This is a genomic window from Streptomyces sp. SudanB25_2051 (assembly GCF_964272635.1).
Classification (GTDB): Bacteria; Actinomycetota; Actinomycetes; order Streptomycetales; family Streptomycetaceae; genus Streptomyces.
Genome location: NZ_OZ186787.1, coordinates 3,716,464 through 3,735,372 on the forward strand (window position 1 = coordinate 3,716,464; position 18,909 = coordinate 3,735,372).

Annotated in this window: 18 protein-coding genes; 11 read left to right on the top strand and 7 right to left on the bottom strand. The window is 73.4% G+C overall.

Annotated features, from left to right (window positions below):
* Positions 1-5 precede the first annotated feature (5 nt).
* The 6 genes from dacB (at position 6) to folE (ending at position 7,525) form a co-directional block, all read left to right on the top strand.
* A complete protein-coding gene (dacB, locus tag ACSUPT_RS16720; protein ID WP_436944797.1) occupies positions 6-1,424 on the top strand; it encodes a D-alanyl-D-alanine carboxypeptidase/D-alanyl-D-alanine endopeptidase in 1,419 nt (472 codons plus the stop codon).
* A gap of 74 nt (positions 1,425-1,498) precedes the next feature.
* Complete coding sequence (locus tag ACSUPT_RS16725) at positions 1,499-2,626, top strand: zinc-dependent metalloprotease (protein WP_436944798.1); 1,128 nt, start codon at positions 1,499-1,501, stop codon at positions 2,624-2,626.
* A gap of 232 nt (positions 2,627-2,858) precedes the next feature.
* A complete protein-coding gene (gene tilS / locus ACSUPT_RS16730) occupies positions 2,859-3,917 on the top strand; it encodes a tRNA lysidine(34) synthetase TilS (protein WP_361656211.1) in 1,059 nt (352 codons plus the stop codon).
* Positions 3,918-4,012: 95 nt separating this feature from the next.
* Positions 4,013-4,552, top strand: a complete 540-nt coding sequence (gene hpt / locus ACSUPT_RS16735; RefSeq protein ID WP_037947448.1) for a hypoxanthine phosphoribosyltransferase — start codon at positions 4,013-4,015, stop codon at positions 4,550-4,552.
* A gap of 208 nt (positions 4,553-4,760) precedes the next feature.
* Positions 4,761-6,788, top strand: a complete 2,028-nt coding sequence (gene ftsH, locus ACSUPT_RS16740) for an ATP-dependent zinc metalloprotease FtsH (protein ID WP_361656214.1) — start codon at positions 4,761-4,763, stop codon at positions 6,786-6,788.
* Positions 6,789-6,919: 131 nt separating this feature from the next.
* Positions 6,920-7,525, top strand: coding sequence for a GTP cyclohydrolase I FolE (gene folE / locus ACSUPT_RS16745; protein WP_351964018.1), 606 nt, complete (start codon positions 6,920-6,922; stop codon positions 7,523-7,525).
* A 92-nt stretch (positions 7,526-7,617) separates the two neighbouring features.
* Here the strand turns inward: folE and ACSUPT_RS16750 are convergent, their stop codons facing one another.
* The 6 genes from ACSUPT_RS16750 to ACSUPT_RS16775 form a co-directional block, all read right to left on the bottom strand.
* Positions 7,618-8,103, bottom strand: a complete 486-nt coding sequence (locus ACSUPT_RS16750) for a DUF3180 domain-containing protein (protein WP_351964019.1) — start codon at positions 8,101-8,103, stop codon at positions 7,618-7,620.
* 55 nt (positions 8,104-8,158) lie between these two features.
* Positions 8,159-8,758 carry a 2-amino-4-hydroxy-6-hydroxymethyldihydropteridine diphosphokinase gene (gene folK, locus ACSUPT_RS16755; protein ID WP_351964020.1) on the bottom strand — a complete coding sequence of 200 codons (600 nt, stop codon included), beginning with the start codon at positions 8,756-8,758 and terminating at the stop codon, positions 8,159-8,161.
* Complete coding sequence (folB, locus tag ACSUPT_RS16760; RefSeq protein ID WP_351964021.1) at positions 8,755-9,114, bottom strand: dihydroneopterin aldolase; 360 nt, start codon at positions 9,112-9,114, stop codon at positions 8,755-8,757. Before folB ends, folK begins: the two co-directional genes overlap by 4 nt.
* Before the next feature lie 152 nt (positions 9,115-9,266).
* On the bottom strand, positions 9,267-9,728 hold the full coding sequence (locus tag ACSUPT_RS16765) for a nuclear transport factor 2 family protein (RefSeq protein ID WP_351964022.1): 462 nt from the start codon (positions 9,726-9,728) through the stop codon (positions 9,267-9,269).
* On the bottom strand, positions 9,725-10,588 hold the full coding sequence (gene folP / locus ACSUPT_RS16770) for a dihydropteroate synthase (protein WP_351964023.1): 864 nt from the start codon (positions 10,586-10,588) through the stop codon (positions 9,725-9,727). The genes ACSUPT_RS16765 and folP overlap by 4 nt, the downstream gene beginning before the upstream one ends.
* A gap of 94 nt (positions 10,589-10,682) precedes the next feature.
* The gene (locus ACSUPT_RS16775) at positions 10,683-12,524 is read right to left on the bottom strand and encodes a phosphatidylglycerol lysyltransferase domain-containing protein (protein WP_361656221.1); all 1,842 of its coding nucleotides are present in this window, start codon (positions 12,522-12,524) and stop codon (positions 10,683-10,685) included.
* 166 nt (positions 12,525-12,690) lie between these two features.
* Here ACSUPT_RS16775 and ACSUPT_RS16780 point away from each other — a divergent pair, with 166 nt between their 5' ends.
* Positions 12,691-13,803, top strand: coding sequence for an alpha/beta hydrolase (locus ACSUPT_RS16780; RefSeq protein ID WP_436944801.1), 1,113 nt, complete (start codon positions 12,691-12,693; stop codon positions 13,801-13,803).
* Here the strand turns inward: ACSUPT_RS16780 and ACSUPT_RS16785 are convergent.
* The gene (locus tag ACSUPT_RS16785; protein ID WP_436944802.1) at positions 13,790-14,938 is read right to left on the bottom strand and encodes an ABC transporter ATP-binding protein; all 1,149 of its coding nucleotides are present in this window, start codon (positions 14,936-14,938) and stop codon (positions 13,790-13,792) included. The two genes, ACSUPT_RS16780 and ACSUPT_RS16785, sit on opposite strands and share 14 nt — an antisense overlap.
* A gap of 162 nt (positions 14,939-15,100) precedes the next feature.
* Between ACSUPT_RS16785 and ACSUPT_RS16790 the strand changes: the two genes are divergently transcribed.
* The 4 genes from ACSUPT_RS16790 (at position 15,101) to ACSUPT_RS16805 (ending at position 18,724) form a co-directional block, all read left to right on the top strand.
* Positions 15,101-15,952 carry an ABC transporter permease gene (locus tag ACSUPT_RS16790; protein ID WP_436944804.1) on the top strand — a complete coding sequence of 284 codons (852 nt, stop codon included), beginning with the start codon at positions 15,101-15,103 and terminating at the stop codon, positions 15,950-15,952.
* 3 nt (positions 15,953-15,955) lie between these two features.
* Complete coding sequence (locus ACSUPT_RS16795; protein ID WP_436944806.1) at positions 15,956-16,639, top strand: ABC transporter permease; 684 nt, start codon at positions 15,956-15,958, stop codon at positions 16,637-16,639.
* Complete coding sequence (locus tag ACSUPT_RS16800) at positions 16,639-17,616, top strand: ABC transporter substrate-binding protein (protein WP_436944807.1); 978 nt, start codon at positions 16,639-16,641, stop codon at positions 17,614-17,616. The genes ACSUPT_RS16795 and ACSUPT_RS16800 overlap by 1 nt, the downstream gene beginning before the upstream one ends.
* 106 nt (positions 17,617-17,722) lie before the next feature.
* Complete coding sequence (locus tag ACSUPT_RS16805) at positions 17,723-18,724, top strand: hypothetical protein (protein ID WP_436944808.1); 1,002 nt, start codon at positions 17,723-17,725, stop codon at positions 18,722-18,724.
* Positions 18,725-18,909: the final 185 nt, after the last annotated feature.

Sequence of the window (18,909 nt, forward strand, 5' to 3'; positions counted from 1 at the left end):
CAGCCGTGCTGGAGCCGAACGTGCTGCGGCTGGCCGCGGGCTCCGCCGTCGCCGGTCTCGCCCTGGCCGCCACGGCGGCGGGTCTCGCCGGTCCCTGGGACGGGGGCCAGCGTACGGCCGAACGCCGCCACGCCGCTGCCCCGGCGGCGACAGGTGGCGCACATCACGGCCGCGGCCCCGCTCCGGGCGCCCCCGCGCCCCGCCCGGCCGCCCCGGCGCCCGCGCCGAGCGCCCCCGCCGTCCTCGCGCCCCTGGCGGCGCCCGCCCGCGCCCAGGCCGCCGCCGCGCCCGCGCTCGCCGGGGCGCTGGATCCGCTGCTGCGCGCCCCCGGCCTCGGCAGCGCGCGTACCGCCTCCGTCGTGGACGTGGCCACCGGACGCCCGCTGTACGGCCACGGTGCCGCCACCCCCATGGCGCCCGCCTCCACCGTCAAGATCGCCACCGCGGCGGCCGCCCTCTCGGCCCTCGGCCCCGACCACCGCCTCGCCACCACCGTCGTCGCCACCCCCGACGGCAGGACGCTCACCCTCGTCGGCGGCGGCGACCCGACGCTGGACCCGACGCGCCTCAAGGCGCTGGCGGCGGACACCGCGAAGGCCCTGCGCGCGCGAGGCGCCGCCCCCACGGCCCTGAGGTACGACACGAGCCTCTACAAGGGGCCCGTACGGCACCGCATCGGCGTCAACGACAACATCGCCCCCGTCACGTCCCTCATGACCGCGGCGGGCCGCCTCGACGGCTCCACGCGCGGCCCCGCCCCCCGCGCGCTCGACCCGGCCGCCGAGACGGCGCGGACCTTCGCGCGGCTGCTCGCCGGCCAGGGCGTGAAGCTCGCGGCGGCCCCCGCGCCCGGCCGCGCCCCGAAGGGGGGCCCGCACCTCGCCACGACACGCTCCGCCCCGCTGTCCTCGCTGGTCGAGCGCACCCTGACGGACAGCGACAACGACCTCGCGGAGGCCCTGGCCCGCGCCACCGCCCGCGCCACCGGGCACCCGGCCTCCTTCGACGGCGCCGGCGCGGCGGTGCGGGAGCGGCTGCGGAAGCTCGGCGTACCGCTCGACGGGGCCGCCCTGCGCGACGGCAGCGGCCTGGACCGCCGCGCACGCGTCTCCGCGCGCCTCCTCACCGCCCTGCTGGCCCGCGCCGCCGACCCCGCCCACCCGGAGCTGCGGCCCGTCCTGACCGGGCTGCCCGTCGGCGGCTTCAGCGGCACCCTGGAGGACCGCTACGCGGACGGCTCCCCGGCGGCCGGGCTCGTCCGCGCCAAGACGGGCACCCTGACCGGCGTGAACGCCCTGGCCGGCACGGCGGTGACCCGCGACGGCCGCCTCCTGGCGTTCGCCTTCCTGGCGTCCGGCACCCCGTCCCCGTACGAGGCGCAGCCGGCCCTCGACGCGCTGGCGACCGCCCTCACCGCGAAGTGACGGGCCACCGGGTCCGCAGGGAGCCCGCCGTCCGCGGGGTCTCCCTTGTGGCGTGGAGCACGTACGGTTGACGCATGACGAGCATCGGTGGTGCGGAGATGGTCGACTGGAACCTCGCGGTGGCGACCGCGACGCGGTTCGTGCGGCCGGGGCCGGAGGTCAGCCGCGACGAGGCGCGGGAGGTCGTCGCCGAGCTGCGGCGGCACGCCAAGGCGTCCGAGGAGCACGTCCGCGGGTTCACCCGGATGGTCCCGGAGGGCCATGAGCCGGAGGACACCCCGGTCCTCGTCGTCGACCGGGCCGGCTGGATCAAGGCGAACGTGGCGGGCTTCCGCGAGCTGCTGGGGCCGCTGCTGGACAAGATGGCCGAGCGCCGCTCCGGGGGCCCCGGCGGCGCGGTCCTGGGCGCGGTCGGCGGCAAGGTGACCGGCGTGGAGCTGGGCATGCTGCTGTCCTTCCTGGCCTCCCGCGTCCTCGGCCAGTACGAGACCTTCGCCCCCGCCACCCGCGAGCTGCCCGCGGGGGAGAACGGCGGCGGCCGGCTCCTCCTCGTCGCGCCGAACATCGTCCACGTCGAGCGGGAGCTCGCCGTCGACCCGCACGACTTCCGGCTGTGGGTGAGCCTCCACGAGGAGACCCACCGCACCCAGTTCACCGCCGTCCCCTGGCTGCGCGACCACCTCCGGGGCGAGATCCAGGCGTTCCTCGGCGCGACCGACATGGACCCGATGACCGTGCTGGAACGTCTCCGCGACGCCGTCCAGACCTTCACCGGCGCCCGCCCGGAGGCCGAGGAGGACGAGGGCGGCCGCTCCCTGGTGGAACTGGTCCAGACGCCGGAGCAGCGGGAGATCCTCGGCCGCCTCACGGCCGTCATGTCGCTGCTGGAAGGCCACGCCGACTACGTCATGGACGGCGTGGGCCCGCAGGTCGTGCCGTCCGTCGCGGAGATCCGCGAGAAGTTCCAGCAGCGCCGCGCCCGCGGGGCGTCCCGCCTCGACATGGCGCTGCGCAGGCTGCTCGGGCTCGACGCCAAGCTGCGCCAGTACCGCGACGGCGAGCGGTTCGTCCGCGCCGTGGTCGAGCAGGTCGGCATGGACGGCTTCAACCGGGTGTGGACCTCGCCGAACACCCTGCCCACCAAGGCCGAGATCGCCAAGCCCGCCGACTGGGTGGGGAGGGTGCACCGCAAGGCAGACTGAGGATTCGGAGCTTCCGGTTCCGAACGGCGTCGCCTATTCACCCATCCGAGGGACCGTGGGCGAGGGATAGGCGTGCGATGCTCGGGTAGCGGCCGTGTTCTGTCACCATCGACGCACTCTGAGTGACGACCCGAGTGGGCGGCCTCAGTGACGGCCTGAGTGACCGAACCCCCCGTTCCGACCGTTAAGACTCCGACCGAGGCACCCCCAACTTCCACGAAGGGCACCGGACATGGGTCCCCATCCTGCGGTCGCGGCGATACGCCTGGCGGTTCGCCGCGTACTCCACGACGTACTCAACGAGGTCTCCCGCACCACCACCGCCCACCCGGCGGGCGCCCCCCACGACGGCCCGGAGGGCCCCGCCCGCGCGGGCGAGCCCCCGCTCGTGCTGGTCGCCTGCTCCGGCGGCGCCGACTCCATGGCGCTCGCCTCCGCCCTCGCCTTCGAGGCGCGCAAGCTGCCCGTCCGCGCCGGCGCCGTCACCGTCGACCACGGCCTCCAGGCCGGCTCCGACCTGCGCGCCGCCGAGGTCGCCGCCCGGCTCACCGCCCTGCGGCTCGACCCCGTCGAGGCCATCGCCGTGACCGTCGGCCGCGAGGGCGGACCCGAGGCCGCCGCCCGCGACGCCCGGTACGCCGCCCTGGACGAGGCGGCCGAGCGCCTCGGCGCCGCCGCCGTCCTGCTCGGCCACACCCGCGACGACCAGGCCGAGACCGTGCTGCTGGGCCTCGCCCGCGGCTCCGGCATCCGGTCCCTGTCCGGCATGGCCGCCGTCTCCGGCGCCGCCGGCCGCTACCGCCGCCCCTTCCTGCACCTCGACCGGCAGACCGCCCGCAAGGCGTGCCTGGTCCAGTCCCTGCCCGTCTGGGACGACCCGATGAACGCCGACCCGGCCTACACCCGGTCCCGGCTGCGCCACGAGGGCCTGCCCGCGCTGGAGAAGTCGCTCGGCAAGGGCGTCGTCGAGGCCCTCGCCCGTACCGCCCAGCTGTGCCGCGACGACGCCGACGCCCTGGACCGCTGGGCCGCCGACGCCGACGCCACCGTCCGCGACGAGGCCGGCCTGCTGGACTGCGCCAAGCTGTACGCGCTGCCGCCCGCCGTGCGCCGCCGCGTCCTGCGCCGGGCGGCCATCGCCGAGGGCGCCCCGGCCGGCTCGCTGTTCGCCCGGCACATCGAGGAAGTCGACCGGCTGATCACCGGCTGGCGGGGCCAGGGCGCCATCAATCTGCCCGGCCGCGTTGTCGCCCGGCGCCAGGGTGGCAGACTGGTCATCCGGCAAGGCTGACCGAAACCGGCCGAAGCGTCGGTCAGGAGGCCGTCCAGGCCGTATCCAGGCTGACGCAGGCTGCAACGAAAGTGACCCGGGTGAACCAGAACGACATGGGTGCCGACCTCAAGTCGGTGCTCATCACCAAGGAAGAGATCGACGCCAAGCTGGCCGAGCTGGCGTCGAAGATCGACGCGGAGTACGCGGGCAAGGACCTGCTCATCGTCGGGGTCCTCAAGGGCGCCGTGATGGTGATGGCGGACCTGGCGCGCGCCCTGTCCACCCCCGTCACCATGGACTGGATGGCCGTCTCCTCGTACGGGGCCGGCACCCAGTCCTCGGGCGTCGTCCGGATCCTCAAGGACCTGGACACCGACATCAAGGGCAAGCACGTCCTGATCGTCGAGGACATCATCGACTCCGGGCTGACCCTGTCCTGGCTGCTGTCCAACCTCGGCTCGCGCGAGCCGGCCTCCCTGGAGGTCTGCACGCTGCTGCGCAAGCCCGAGGCGGCCAAGGTGGCGATCGACGTGAAGTGGATCGGCTTCGACATCCCCAACGAGTTCGTCGTGGGATACGGGCTGGACTACGCCGAGAAGTACCGGAACCTGCCGTTCGTCGGGACGCTCGCACCCCACGTCTACGGCGGCTGACGCACCGGACCGGAGCGGTCCGGGAACCCTGGCCGCCTTCTTCGCGTTGGACGTGGGGAAGGCGGCCACCGGCGGCATTGCTGGGGTACCGTCCGAAGAACAGCTTTTCTCACACCCGTGCTGACCCAGAAGCCAGCACGTAGTCTCACACTCTCACAGCAGCATTTACCTACGGGCAGGAGGGACGGGGCGGCATCGCTCCGTATGGATGGACGTGAAGCGATACTTCCGTGGGCCGGTCATGTGGATCGTGCTGGCCGTCCTCGCCGTGGTCGTGTTGATGAAGGTCGTCGGCTCGTCGGGCGGCTACAAGACGGTGGACACCGGCAAGGTCGTCAAGGCGATCGCCCAGAACCAGGTCGACCAGGTCAAGCTGACCACCGGCGACGAACAGATGATCAAGGTCGACCTCAAGGGCGGCCAGAAGATCGACGGCAGCGACAAGGTGCAGGCGAGCTACATCGGGACCCAGGGTGCCGACCTCGCCACGACGCTGCAGCAGAAGTACGAGGCCGGTGAGATCGACAAGGGCTACACGGTCTCCCCGACGAAGCAGAGCGCCTTCGTCTCCGTGCTGCTCTCGCTGCTGCCCTTCGTCCTGATCGTCCTGGTCTTCCTCTTCCTGATGAACCAGATGCAGGGCGGCGGCTCCCGCGTCATGAACTTCGGGAAGTCCAAGGCCAAGCTGATCACCAAGGACACCCCCAAGACGACGTTCGCCGACGTCGCCGGGTCCGACGAGGCCGTCGAGGAGCTCCACGAGATCAAGGAGTTCCTGCAGGAGCCGGCCAAGTTCCAGGCCGTCGGCGCCAAGATCCCCAAGGGTGTGCTGCTCTACGGCCCGCCCGGCACGGGCAAGACCCTCCTCGCGCGCGCCGTCGCCGGCGAGGCGGGGGTGCCGTTCTACTCGATCTCCGGTTCCGACTTCGTGGAGATGTTCGTCGGTGTCGGCGCGTCCCGCGTCCGCGACCTCTTCGAGCAGGCCAAGGCGAACGCCCCGGCGATCGTCTTCGTCGACGAGATCGACGCCGTCGGCCGGCACCGCGGCGCGGGCCTCGGCGGCGGCCACGACGAGCGCGAGCAGACCCTCAACCAGCTGCTGGTCGAGATGGACGGCTTCGACGTGAAGGGCGGCGTCATCCTGATCGCCGCCACGAACCGCCCCGACATCCTCGACCCGGCCCTGCTGCGCCCCGGTCGCTTCGACCGCCAGATCGCCGTCGACCGCCCCGACATGCAGGGCCGTCTGGAGATCCTCAAGGTCCACCAGAAGGGCAAGCCGGTCGCGCCCGACGTCGACCTGGCCGCCGTCGCCCGCCGCACGCCGGGCTTCACCGGCGCCGACCTGTCGAACGTGCTGAACGAAGCGGCGCTCCTCACGGCGCGCAGCGACAAGAAGCTCATCGACAACGAGATGCTGGACGAGGCGATCGACCGCGTGGTCGCGGGCCCGCAGAAGCGGACCCGGATCATGTCGGACAAGGAGAAGAAGATCACCGCGTACCACGAGGCCGGTCACGCCCTCGTCGCCGCGGCGTCCCCCAACTCCGACCCCGTCCACAAGATCACCATCCTGTCCCGCGGCCGCGCCCTGGGCTACACGATGGTCCTGCCGGACGAGGACAAGTACTCGACCACGCGCAACGAGATGCTCGACCAGCTCGCCTACATGCTGGGCGGACGCGCCGCCGAGGAACTGGTCTTCCACGACCCGACCACGGGCGCGGCCAACGACATCGAGAAGGCCACCGCCACGGCCCGCGCGATGGTCACCCAGTACGGCATGACCGAGCGCCTCGGCGCGATCAAGTTCGGCGGCGACAACACCGAGCCCTTCCTCGGCCGTGAGATGGCGCACCAGCGCGACTACTCCGAGGAGGTCGCCGCGCTGGTCGACGAGGAGGTCAAGAAGCTCATCGAGACGGCGCACAACGAGGCCTGGGAGATCCTGGTCGAGAACCGCGACGTCCTCGACAACCTCGTCCTGCAGCTCCTGGAGAAGGAGACGCTCGGCAAGGAGGAGATCGCGGAGATCTTCGCCCCGATCGTCAAGCGCCCGCCGCGCCCGGCGTGGACCGGCTCCTCGCGGCGCACGCCGTCGACGCGGCCGCCGGTGCTCTCCCCGAAGGAGCTGGCGCTGACCAACGGCGCCACCCCGTCGACGGCGACCACGGTCACCTCGGTGGAGACCACGAAGACCGCCGAGGCGGTCCCGGAGGATCGTCCGGAGTCCTGACGCGGGACCCCACCCGGAATGGATGCCGCGCCCCCCAGGTTCTAGCCTGTGGGGGCGCGGCATTCGCGTATCCCCGGCATTCGCGCATCTCAGGGCAGGCGCGCACCCAGGCAAGACGGAACGAGGCACACATGACCGACGCGGTGACGCTGGACGGCGAGGGCACGATCGGCGAGTTCGACGAGAAGCGCGCCGAGAACGCCGTGCGCGAACTCCTCATCGCCGTCGGTGAGGACCCGGACCGAGAGGGCCTGCGGGAGACCCCGGCGCGGGTGGCGCGGGCCTACAAGGAGATATTCGCCGGCCTGTGGCAGGAGCCGGAGGACGTCCTGACGACGACCTTCGACCTCGGCCACGACGAGATGGTGCTGGTCAAGGACATCGAGGTGTTCTCCACCTGCGAGCACCACCTGGTGCCGTTCCGCGGCGTCGCCCACGTCGGCTACATCCCCTCGACGACCGGCAAGATCACCGGCCTGTCGAAGCTGGCCCGCCTGGTGGACGTGTACGCCCGCCGCCCGCAGGTGCAGGAGCGGCTGACCACCCAGATCGCGGACTCGCTGATGAAGATCCTCGAACCGCGCGGCGTGATCGTGGTCATCGAGTGCGAGCACATGTGCATGTCGATGCGCGGCATCCGCAAGCCCGGCGCGAAGACCATCACCTCCGCCGTCCGCGGACAGCTGCGGGACATGGCGACCCGCGCCGAGGCGATGAGCCTCATCATGGCGAACTGACCCGCCCGACAGCTCCGGTACGGGCACGTGGGCCGCGGTGCGGCCCCCGTGCCCGTATTCGTCCATCAGCCGCCGGCCGGGCGGCGCGAGGGCTACGCGGTCGTGGGGGAGGCGCCCGGCGGCTCGTCGTCCTCCGGGAGGCGGCAGACCCGCTCCAGGAACAGCGCCGCCGCGATCACCGCGAAGCCCGCCAGCACGGCGAAGCCCGCGTAGATCGCCTGGTCACGGCGGGCCGGCACATCCAGCGAGCCCAGCAGGAACACGCCCGTACCGGCGTACATCCCGCTCACCGCGGCCGTGACCAGCGCACTGGCCTGGCCGAACACCACCGCGCGGGCCGCCATCAGCGGCTCCACGCCCTTGGCGCCGGGGCGGCGCTCCCGCTGCGCCTTCAGCCGCGCGCGCAGGGACAGCGCCGTCGCCGCCAGGACCGCAGCGATGGCGCCCAGCACGATCGGCGCGGCCAGCGGGACGCTCGGCAGCGTGCCCAGCGCGTTCCACAGCTGCGCGCCGCCCCAGGACAGGACGCCGGCCACCACGAAGATTCCGGCCAGTACCTTGACCCTCAGTTGCTTCACCGGTGTCCTTCGCGTCTGTCGGTGCCGTCGCTTGCCGTGCCCGTAGGGGCAACGGTCAGTCGGGCAGGCGGAGTTCCAGGTCGTGGCGGACGGAGACGCCCTCCTGGCCGACGCCCGCCAGCAGGTCCGCGACCCGCCCGGTGCCCGGAAGCTGCGCCTCCGGATCCACGTCCAGCCACGGGCGCAGCACGAAGGCCCGCTCGCGGGCGCGCGGGTGCGGCAGGGTGAGGACGGGGTCGTCGGAGATCTCGTCGGCGTACGTCACGATGTCGACGTCGACCGTGCGGGCGCCCCACCGCTCCGTACGGACGCGGTCGAAGGCCTCCTCGACGGCGTGCGCCCGCTCCAGCAGCGACGCGGGCGGCAGCGTGGTCTTCACCACCACCACGGCGTTCAGATACGACGGCTGGGTGTCCGGGTCCACGCCCCACGGCTCGGTCTCGTAGACCGGCGACACGGCCTTGACGCGGACACCGGGCGTGTCCTCCAGGGCGTCGATGGCGCCCTGCAGGTTCTCCAGACGGTTGCCGAGGTTGCCGCCGAGGGAGAGGACGGCCAGCTTCGGATTGGACAGGGTCGTGTCGGCGGCGTCGACCTGCTCCGTCACGGAGGCGGGCACCGGCTGTACCGTCGGGTCGCTGGGCGTGCGGTTCATACGCGGCTCCGGGTGATCGTGATGGTCACGTCGTCGAACGGGACGGTGATCGGGGCGTCCGGCTTGTGCACGCACACCTCGACCTCCTGGACACCCTCGTGCTTGAGGCAGCTCTGCGCGATGCGCTCGGCCAGCGTCTCGATCAGGTCGACCGGCTCTCCGCGCACCACGTCGACGACCTCCTCGGCGACGATGCCGTAGTGGACGGTCTTCGCGAGGTCGTCCTCCGCGGCGGCGGGCCGGGTGTCGAGGCCCAGCACGACGTCCACGATGAACGTCTGGCCCTCCTCCCGCTCCTTGGGGAAGACGCCATGGTGCCCGCGGGCCTTGAGGCCGCGCAGCGCGACACGATCCACGCGAATCACTCCTGCTTTCGTAGGTCTGGGCGGCTCCCGGCCGGGTGCGGTCGGTCCGGACGCCACCCCCCGAATCTACCCGCGCCCTCTGACACGGCCGCGCACGGTCCCTCCGGCGGTCTCCCCACCGCTCGTCTACCCACTCACGGCGATCACACCGCGCCGTCGTCGCCCTCGTCGTCGTCGGATTCCGCCAGGACGGGTGAACCGTGGTGGGACCACACCTTCCAGCCGTCCGGGGTGCGGCGGAACACGTTCGTCGCGACGACCAGCTGCCCGACCAGTGGGCCCAGCTCGGCGCCGTCCTCGGCGGGGCCGCCGCTGAGGATGTTCTCCGTGCAGGTCACCAGCGCCGTGTCCCCGGCGACCGCCACCTTCACATCGGTCAGGAAGAACTGGATGTACTCGGTGTTCGCCATGATCAGCGCGTACGAGCGGAGCACCTCGCCCCGCCCCGACAGCACCGGCCAGCCCGGATGGACGCAGGAGACGGCGCCGTCCCGCTCGTCCAGCCACAGGTCGGCGACCGCCTCGAAGTCGCCGCGCTCCACCGCCTCGTAGAAGGCCGTGTTGGCCAGCTCCACCGCCTCGGTGTCCGTGCCCGCCCCGCTCACGAGGCGGCGCCCTCGACGGCACGGGCCACCCGGACCGCGTCCGCCGTCGCCCGCACCTCGTGGACGCGCACCGCCCAGGCGCCCTCGTGCGCGGCGATCGCGGAGACCGCGGCGGTCGCGGCGTCCCGCTCCCGCGCCGGCGGCGGGGCATGGCCCTCACCCGCCAGTACGCGGCCCAGGAACCGCTTGCGCGACGCGGCGACCAGCAGGGGCCGCCCCAGGGCCCGCAGCGCGTCCAGGCGCGCCACCAGGGCCAGGTCGTGCTCGGCCTGCTTGGCGAAGCCCAGCCCCGGGTCCACGACCAGCCGCTCCGGGGCCACACCGCCCTCGACGACGGCCTCCACGCGCGCGCGCAGCTCCGCCACCACCTCGGCGACCACGTCGTCGTACACGGCGAGGCTGTTCATGTCCGCGCTGAAGCCGCGCCAGTGCATCACGACGAACGGCACCTCGGCCGCGGCCACGGACGGCACCATCTCCGGGTCGGCGAGTCCGCCGCTGACGTCGTTGACGAGTACCGCGCCCGCCTCCACGGCCCTGCGCGCCACCGAGGCGCGCATCGTGTCCACGGACACCACGACACCCTCGGACGCCAGGCCCCGCACGACCGGGACGACCCGCCGCAGCTCCTCGTCCTCGTCCACCCGCGTCGCGCCCGGCCGCGTCGACTCGCCGCCGACGTCCACCAGGTCGGCGCCCTGGGCGACCAGCTCCAGGCCGTGCTTGACGGCGGCGGTGGTGTCGAACCAGCGCCCGCCGTCGGAGAAGGAGTCGGGCGTCACATTGACGACCCCCATGACCGCACAGCGGTCCCACTCCGGCAGCCCCTGGACCGTGCCCCGCCCGCGCAACGTACTCATGCCCCCAGCCTAGGCCCGTACGTGCGAGGGGGCGCCGACCGGGCCGGACGGGCGGGTCCGGCCGGGTGGCGCCCCAGGACCGAGGTCGGCGGGCTCAGGCCGCGCGCATGCCCTGCTCCGGCGCGGCCGGCGGCGGGGTGATGTGGGCGCACGGCCGGGCCGGGCGCTCCTTGCGGCGGAACGGGCGGGGCGGCGCCACGTTCACGAAGCCCTCCGCCTGCATCGCGGCGAACCCGATGCGCGGCAGGTCGCGCGCGTTGCGGTACACGACGAAACGCGGCTCCCAGCGCGGCTGGAACTTCGCGTTGAACTTGTACAGCGACTCGATCTGGAACCAGCGGGAGAGGAACACCAGCAGCCCGCGCCACACCCGCAGGACCGGGCCCGCGCCCAGCTTCTCGCCGCGCGCCAGCGCCGAGCGGAACATCGCGAAGTTCAGCGACACCCGCGCCACGCCCAGCTTCGGGGACGCCTGGAGCGCGGCGACGATCAGCAGCTCGTTCATACCGGGGTCGGCGGACCGGTCGCGCCGCATCAGCTCCAGCGACATGCCGTCCGTCCCCCACGGCACGAAGTGGATGATCGCCTTCAGGTCGCCGTACGGGGACGAGTCCGCCGACTCGTCGGCCTTGTGGGCGGTCGCGATGACCGCGTCGCCGTCCGCCGGGTCCCCGATGCGGCCCAGCGCCATGGAGAAGCCCCGCTCCGTGTCGGTGCCCCGCCAGTCCGCCGCGGCCCGCCGGATGCGCTCCAGCTCGCCGTCCGACAGGTCACGGGCGCGCCGCACCCGGGTCTCGTAGCCGTTGCGCTCGATGCGCTTCACCATCTGGCGCACGTTGCGCATGGCGCGCCCGGACAGCGAGAAATCCGCGACGTCCACCACCGCCTCGTCGCCCAGCTCCAGCGCGTCCAGCCCGGTCTCGCGGGTCCACACCTGGCCGCCGGTCTCCGAGCAGCCCATGACGGCCGGCGTCCAGGAGTGCGCCTTGGCCTCGTCCATGAACCGCTCGATGGCCCCCGGCCACGCCTCGACGTCGCCGATCGGGTCGCCGCTGGCCAGCATGACCCCGGAGACGACCCGGTAGGTGACCGCCGCCTTGCCGCTCGGCGAGAACACGACGGCCTTGTCGCGGCGCAGCGCGAAGTGGCCCAGCGAGTCCCGCCCGCCGTGCCTGGCGAGCAGCTCCCGCAGCCGCGCCTCGTCGTCCTCGGTGAGCCGGGCCACCGGGTGCTCGGGACGGAACGCCAGGTAGACGGTGGTGACCGCGGTGAGCAGGCCCAGCGCGCCGAGCGAGTAGCCGACCGTCCAGGACACGCTGCCGCCGTACGCGACGGGCCCCTCCACGCCGACCAGGCCCAGCAGCACGTGCTCCAGGCGGTCGCTGAGGCTCGGGTCGCCGACGACCTTGCCGGGGTGGGCGTTCACGATGACCAGACCGAGGCCCAGCGACCCGGCGCCCATGAGGACGAAGTTGGCCAGCGCCCGCCAGCGGCTGCGCGGGTCCGGCAGGGCGGCGAACTCCTTGCGGTGCCGCAGCAGCAGCGCCAGCAGGGCAAGCGACAGCAGTACCCCGACGACCGAGTGGCGGTACAGGAACTGCGCCACCGCGCCGGCGGGCAGCAGCACCACCGCGGCCCGCCAGGCGCGGCGCTTGTGGCGCTTCAGCCCGTGCGCGAGCAGCAGCAGCAGGACGCCGGCGCTGAGGGACAGCGCGGCGGACAGCGGTCCGAGCGTGCCCGGCAGCACCTCCACGAAGTCGTGGAACCGGCTCGCCCGGAAGCGGGGGAACACCCCGGCCGCGATGTCGACGAGTCCGATGAACGTGCAGGCGGCGCCGACGAGCGAGGGCACCTTCTCGGGCCGCGGCCCGCGCAGGATCCGGCGCACCCGAGTCGGAACCGATGCCGACTTATCCCCATCTACCGTGACAGACATGGCTTCCCGTGGCTTCGCGAACGATTGACGCGTCCCTTCGGCCCTCAGGGTCGGGGCCGGACAGGCGGACGATGTGCGCCCTCTAGGACGACACGTCCGCGCGGCGGGTTCATTCGCGGCCCGGAAATTCTCGGCGCACCGACATCGAAGAAGGCTTGGACGACGCATGGGTCTCACCAGCAACAAGGTCCTCGCGCTGGCGGTCCTCGCGGCCGTCGCGCTGTTCGCGGTCACGGTCTGGCTGTGGCCGCGGCTCGCCCGGCGGTCCTGGCGCGCCGTCCTGGGACGCGTCGGCCTGCTGCTGGCGACCCAGCTGTCGCTGTTCTCGGCGGTCGGCCTGGCCGCGAACAACTACTTCCTCTTCTACGGCTCCTGGGCGGACCTCCTGGGCCAGGAGCAGGAGCTCGGCGTGGTGGTCGACCACTCGGCGGGCGGCCAGCACGTGAAGGTGGTGGAGAAGCGCCCGATGGACGTGCCGGGCGGCCACCACCCGCACATCGGCGGGCAGATCCAGAAGGTCGTCATCTCCGGCGAGAAGTCCGGCATCGACAGCCCCGCCTACGTCTACCTGCCCCCGGAGTACTTCCAGCCCGCCCACGCGCGCCGCACCTTCCCCGCCGCCGTCGTCCTCACCGGCTACCCGGGCACCGCCGAGAACCTGCTGAAGGGCCTGCGCTACCCGCGCACCGCGTACGAGCAGGCCAAGGCCGGCAGGATGCAGCCGATGGTCCTCGTGATGCTCCGCCCGACGGTCGCGCCGCCCCGCGACACGGAGTGCGTGGACGTGCCGGGCGGTCCGCGCACGGAGACGTACTTCGCCGAGGACCTGCCGAAGGCCGTCTCGGAGACGTACCGCGTGGGCGGTGCCGCGCGGAACTGGGGCTTCATCGGCAACTCGACCGGCGGCTACTGCGCGCTGAAGATCGCCCTGCACCACCCGGACCGGTTCGCGGCGGGCGCGGGCCTCTCGGCGTACTACAAGGCGGCGGAGGACGTGACGACCGGAGACCTGTTCCGCGGCGACGCGAAGCTGCGCAACCGCGCCGACCTGCTGTGGAGCCTGGACCACCTGCCGCAGGGCCGTACGTCGTTCCTGGTGACCACGTCCCGGCAGGGCGAGGGGAACCTGAAGGGGACGCGGGAGTTCATCGCCAAGGTGAAGGCCCCCGCGCGCGTGTCGTCCATCACGCTCGACAGCGGGGGCCACAACTTCGGCACCTGGAACCGCGAGATACCGCCCGCCCTGGTGTGGCTGGGCGCCCGCCTCAGCGCGGCGTGACCCCGCCCCCGCCGCCCAGGGAGCGTCGCAGCGCCTCGTGCAGCCGCTCGGGCGTGAGGACGCCCAGGTAGCGGCCGCCGTCCGCCGGGTCCACGACGGCGACCCATCCCGCGTCGTACCGCAGCATCGCCGAGAACGCGTCCTTCAGCGACCCGCCGAGCTCCACCCGCGCCTCCATCGGCCGCGCCCGCTCCCGCACGGCTCCGGGGCCCGGCGGCTCCTCCCGTACGGCCCCGGGACCGCCGCCCGGCTCACCGGCGGCCGGCAGCCAGCCGTAGGGGCGCCCGTCGGCGTCGAGGACCACCGCCCGGGCCCCGTCCCACGCGCGGGGGAGCGGGTCGTCCAGCCGGAGGACCGGCGGGCGGTCGAGGTGGCCCTCCTCGACGGGGGTGACCGACAGCCGCCGCAGCGCCCGGTCGGCGCCCACGAAGTCCGCGACGTACGGGGTGGCCGGGGCGCCCAGGACCGTGGCCGGCGTGTCCAGCTGCTCGATCGTCCCCTGCCCGTACACGGCCATCCGGTCGCCGAGGCGGACCGCCTCCTCCAGGTCGTGCGTGACGAACAGGACCGTCTTGCGCATCCGCGCCTGGAGCTTCAGGAACTCGCTCTGCAGGCGCTCCCGCACGACCGGGTCGACCGCGCCGAACGGCTCGTCCATCAGCAGGACCGGCGGATCGGCGGCGAGGGCGCGGGCGACGCCCACCCGCTGCCGCTGGCCGCCCGACAGCTGGTCCGGGTACCGGTCGCCGAAGACCCGCGGGTCGAGGCCCACCAGGTCGAGCAGCTCCGCCGCGCGCGCGTCGGCAGCGGCCCGGCGGGTGCCCAGGAGGCGCGGCACGGTCGCGGTGTTCTCCAGCACCGTGCGGTGCGGGAAGAGGCCGACCTGCTGGATCACGTACCCGATGCCCCGGCGCAGCTCGACCGGGTCGGCCTCCGCGACGTCCCGGCCGTCCACCAGGACCCGGCCCGAGGTGGGCTCCACCAGCCGGTTGACCATCTTCATGGTCGTCGTCTTGCCGCAGCCGGACGGGCCGACGAGGGTGACCAGCTCGCCCCTCGCCACATCGAACGACAGATCGTCGACGGCCGCCCGGCCGTCCGCGTACCGCTTGGTGACGTGTTCGAAGCGGATCACTGCTCCCCCTTGTGGCGCGTGGTGGCGTTGGGGCCCATGGTGCCGGGCCGGAGCGTCCTCCGGGCGATTGTCGGTGCCGGGCGTTAGGGTCGATTCCATCGAACACCACAGCGACGGCAGGGGACTGACGCCCCGTCCGGCAAGCGGGGGAGGTGGGGAGCGATGAGCGGTTGCCTGGCGGCCAACGACTGGGTCTGCCCCGAGTACGTGCGCTCCCGCGCCCAGGAGCTCGTGGACGCGACCGTGCAGCATGTGTGGATCACGGGCGTCTCGGTGCTCATCGGGATCGCCGTCGCCCTGCCGCTGGCCCTCCTCGTCCGGGCCCGGCCGGCGTGGTCGGGACCGGTGCTGGGGCTGACCACCGTGCTCTACGCGATCCCGTCACTGGCGATGTTCTCGCTGCTGCTCCCGCTCTTCGGGCTGTCGGCGGCGCTGGTGGTGACGGGGCTGGTGCTGTACTCGCTGACGATCCTCGTGCGGAACATCCTGGCCGGGCTCGCCGCCGTGCCCGCCGAGACGCGGGAGGCCGCGCTGGGGATGGGATACGGGCCGGGGCGGCTGCTGTGGGAGGTCGAGCTGCCGCTGGCGCTGCCCGCCCTGCTCGCCGGGGTGCGGATGGCGACGGTCTCGACGGTCGCCCTGACGACGGTCGGCGCGCTCGTCGACTACGGCGGTCTGGGCACGCTGATCACCAGCGGCCTCAAGAGCTTCTTCAAGGCCCAGGTGCTGACCGCCTCGGTGCTGTGCGTGCTGCTCGCGGTGACCGCCGATGTGCTGCTGCTGGGCCTCCAGCGGCTGCTGACGCCGTGGACGCGCGCCTCGCGCGGGCGCGTGCCGCCGCCGGTGTCGGAGCAGCAGCCGGTGCCCGCCGGCGTGGGGCCGGGCGCTGCGAGGGCGGGCGGGACGGGCGCTGCCGGCGGCGGGGCGCCGGGTGGCGGGAGCCGGGGTGACGGGGCGCCGGGTGGCGGGGGCCCGGGCGGCGGGGCGCCGGGTGGCGTCGGGAAGGCGGGCTGAGCGATGGGCGTGGTGGGCGACGCCTGGGCGTGGCTGACGACCGGGGCCAACTGGCAGGGCGAGGCGGGGGTGTGGCACCGGCTCGGCGAGCACCTGTGGTTCAGCGGCGTCTCGCTGCTGCTCTCCTGCTTGATCGCGCTGCCCCTGGCCTTCTGGCTGGGGCACATCGGCCGGGGCGGCGCCCTCGCGGTGAACGTGTCGAACGTCGGGCGGGCCGTTCCCACACTGGCGGTGCTGGTGCTGCTGACGCTCACCCCGCTGGGCCGGCACGGCGGCATACCGACGGTGGTCGCGCTGGTCCTGTTCGCCGTGCCGCCGCTGCTCACCAACACGTATCTGGGGATGCGGGAAGTGGACCGGGCGGTGGTGGAGGCGGCGCGCGGCATGGGGATGTCGGGCGGGCAGCTGTTCCGCACGGTCGAACTGCCCCTGGCGTTCCCGATGGTGATGACCGGCCTGCGGCTGGCCGCGGTGCAGGTGATCGCGACGGCCACGCTCGCCGCGATGGCCGGCGAGGGCGGCCTCGGACGGATCATCACCGCCGGTTTCCACACCTACGACACGGCGCAGGTGTTCGCGGGGGCGCTGCTCGTCGGCGCGCTCGCCCTGCTGGTCGAGGGCGTACTGGTGGCGGCGGGCAGGGTGCTCGCGGGCCATGGACCGAACGGACGGAGACCTCAATCGTGATGAGCACAAGCACCCGCCTGGCCGGGGCGGTCCTGGGCGCGCTCGCCCTGACCGGCGGCCTCACCGCATGCGGCGGCAGCAGCCTGGAGGAGCGCGGCGGGTCCACGGGCGACCCGTCCGGCGCGGCCGGCAAGGGCGCGCTGGTCGTCGGCTCGGCCGGCTTCACCGAGTCGCAGGTCCTCGCGGAGCTGTACGCGGGCGTCCTCACCGACGCCGGATACCGCACCTCCATCCGGACGGTGGAGAACCGCGAACTGTACGAACCGTCCCTGGAGAAGGGCGAGATCGACGTCGTACCGGAATACGCCGCTACGCTTGCCGAATTCCTCAACGCGAAGGCGAACGGCCCCAAGGCCCCCGAGGAGAAGCCCGTCGCGTCCAGCGATGTGAACGCCACCGTGGCCGCCCTGGAGAAGCTCGCGGCGCCGCGCGGACTGAAGGTCCTTCCGGCCGGTGAGGCCGTCGACCAGAACGCATTCGCGGTCACCGAGGAATTCGCCGCCCGGCACAAGCTGAAGACCCTTTCGGATCTGGGCCGTTCGAAGGTGAGGGTGAAGATCGCGGCGGGCGACGAGTGCACCGTGCGGCCGTTCTGCGCACCCGGTCTGAAGTCCGTCTACGGAATCGACGTGGCGGGTGTCGATCCCAAGGGCGTGGGCACGCCGCAGGCCAAGCAGGCCGTGAAGGACGGCGTCGACCAGCTCGTCCTCACCACGACCACGGACGCCACCCTCGACGCGTTCGGACTGGTGCTGCTGAAGGACGACAAAAAGCTCCAGAACGCCGACAACGTCCTGCCCGTCGTCAATGCGAAGGACGCCGGTTCACCCGAGATCGCCGCCGCCCTCGGCAAGATCACCAAGGTGCTGTCGACCGCAGATCTGGTCGAGTTGAACCGGAAGGTCGACGCCGAGCGCGCAAAGCCCGCCGACGTGGCCAAGGCTTACCTGCGGGAGAAGGGACTGATCGGCGGCTGACGTTCCGCCGGTACGGTAAGTGGAGCGGCCGGCCCGGCGATCCGGTGGTCAAAACATTGCCGGGCCGACACCCCAAAGTTCCCGTACGCACGGTAAATTTCAGGCCATGCCACGTGGACGCCACCGCCATTCCCCACCCCTGCACCGGCTGCTGCCGCCCTCCGCGGTGGCCGGCGCGTCCATCCTCTGCGCCGCGGGCGCCTGGCTCCTGGCCGATCCGCTCGGACTGCGCCTGCTCGTCGCCGCGGCGGCGGCCGCCGCCGTCACGGGCGCGGTCCTCATGCGCGCCTGGGACCGCACGGCGGGCCGCCGCGTCGCCGAACTCACCCGCGCCCGCGCCAGCGACCAGTGGAAGACCGAGGAGCGCATAGCCGAGCTGGAGGCCGACCTGGAGGAGGCCCGCGAACTGCGCGCCAAGCTCGACGCGAAGCTGCGCGCCAAGCGGGTCGAGCTGGCCGGCCTCCGCAACGAGCACGCCGAGCTGCTGCGCCGGTACGCCACCGCCGAGACCGAGCGCGCCAGCGCCCTGGAGGGCCGCCGCCGGCTCGCCCTCGGCACCAACGCCCCGGCGCACGCCGAGGGCAAGGGCGCCCCGGCGGGCGGCGGCAGGGAACTGGCGACCACGTCCACCGCGCCCACCCGCGCCGACTACCTCCGCGCCGCGCAGGCCCTGGCCGGCCTCACCCGCAACGCCGCCGCCCAGGAGGCCCGCCGCGCCGCCGGGGCCGCGGCCCGCCCCTCCGGCGCCACCGCCGGCGGAACCGGCACGTCCGCCCTGGCGATGCGGCCCGTCCCCGCCGCGGCGACCATCGTCCCGTACGCCGCCCGGCGCCGCCCCGTCCCGCGCCCGGCGGGCAGCTTCGACTTCTTCGGCACGCAGAAGGGCACCCGCGCGCAGGGCACCGGCAAGAAGCCCGCGGCGATCGAGGCGGCCGTGCAGGACGAGGACCTGGCGGACGTCGTCGGCGAGGAGGCGCTCGCCGAGGCCCGCCCGGCGACGGCCGGGAGCGACGGCCAGCAGGCCGTCGGCGAGGTCATCGACCTCACCGCGCACGACGAGACCGAGCAGCTCGACGTGGCGCAACTGCGCGACGCCGTCAGCTCGTAGGACGACCCGTCACCCGCAGGACGGCCCCACAGGGCGCAGGGCGCCCCGGCAGGTCGCGGGACGGGGCGACGGGAGGCGGACGACACGTGAAACGGCGGCCGGGAGCACATCCCGGCCGCCGTTTCGCCGTACCGCCACCGCTTCGCCGTACCGCCGCCTCGCCGTACGCCGCCTCGCCGTACCGA

Bases quoted from the DNA above. Each gene is read 5' to 3' on its own strand.
- folE (WP_351964018.1), top strand. From the start codon at position 6,920: ATGACCGACGCGGTGACGCTGGACGGCGAGGGCACGATCGGCGAGTTC.
- ACSUPT_RS16790 (WP_436944804.1), top strand. From the start codon at position 15,101: ATGAGCGGTTGCCTGGCGGCCAACGACTGGGTCTGCCCCGAGTACGTG.
- ACSUPT_RS16780 (WP_436944801.1), top strand. From the start codon at position 12,691: ATGGGTCTCACCAGCAACAAGGTCCTCGCGCTGGCGGTCCTCGCGGCC.
- ACSUPT_RS16775 (WP_361656221.1), bottom strand. From the start codon at position 12,524: ATGTCTGTCACGGTAGATGGGGATAAGTCGGCATCGGTTCCGACTCGG.
- ACSUPT_RS16800 (WP_436944807.1), top strand. From the start codon at position 16,639: ATGAGCACAAGCACCCGCCTGGCCGGGGCGGTCCTGGGCGCGCTCGCC.
- folK (WP_351964020.1), bottom strand. From the start codon at position 8,758: ATGAACCGCACGCCCAGCGACCCGACGGTACAGCCGGTGCCCGCCTCC.
- tilS (WP_361656211.1), top strand. From the start codon at position 2,859: ATGGGTCCCCATCCTGCGGTCGCGGCGATACGCCTGGCGGTTCGCCGC.
- hpt (WP_037947448.1), top strand. From the start codon at position 4,013: ATGGGTGCCGACCTCAAGTCGGTGCTCATCACCAAGGAAGAGATCGAC.
- ACSUPT_RS16725 (WP_436944798.1), top strand. From the start codon at position 1,499: ATGACGAGCATCGGTGGTGCGGAGATGGTCGACTGGAACCTCGCGGTG.
- ACSUPT_RS16805 (WP_436944808.1), top strand. From the start codon at position 17,723: ATGCCACGTGGACGCCACCGCCATTCCCCACCCCTGCACCGGCTGCTG.
- ACSUPT_RS16795 (WP_436944806.1), top strand. From the start codon at position 15,956: ATGGGCGTGGTGGGCGACGCCTGGGCGTGGCTGACGACCGGGGCCAAC.
- folP (WP_351964023.1), bottom strand. From the start codon at position 10,588: ATGAGTACGTTGCGCGGGCGGGGCACGGTCCAGGGGCTGCCGGAGTGG.
- ftsH (WP_361656214.1), top strand. From the start codon at position 4,761: ATGGACGTGAAGCGATACTTCCGTGGGCCGGTCATGTGGATCGTGCTG.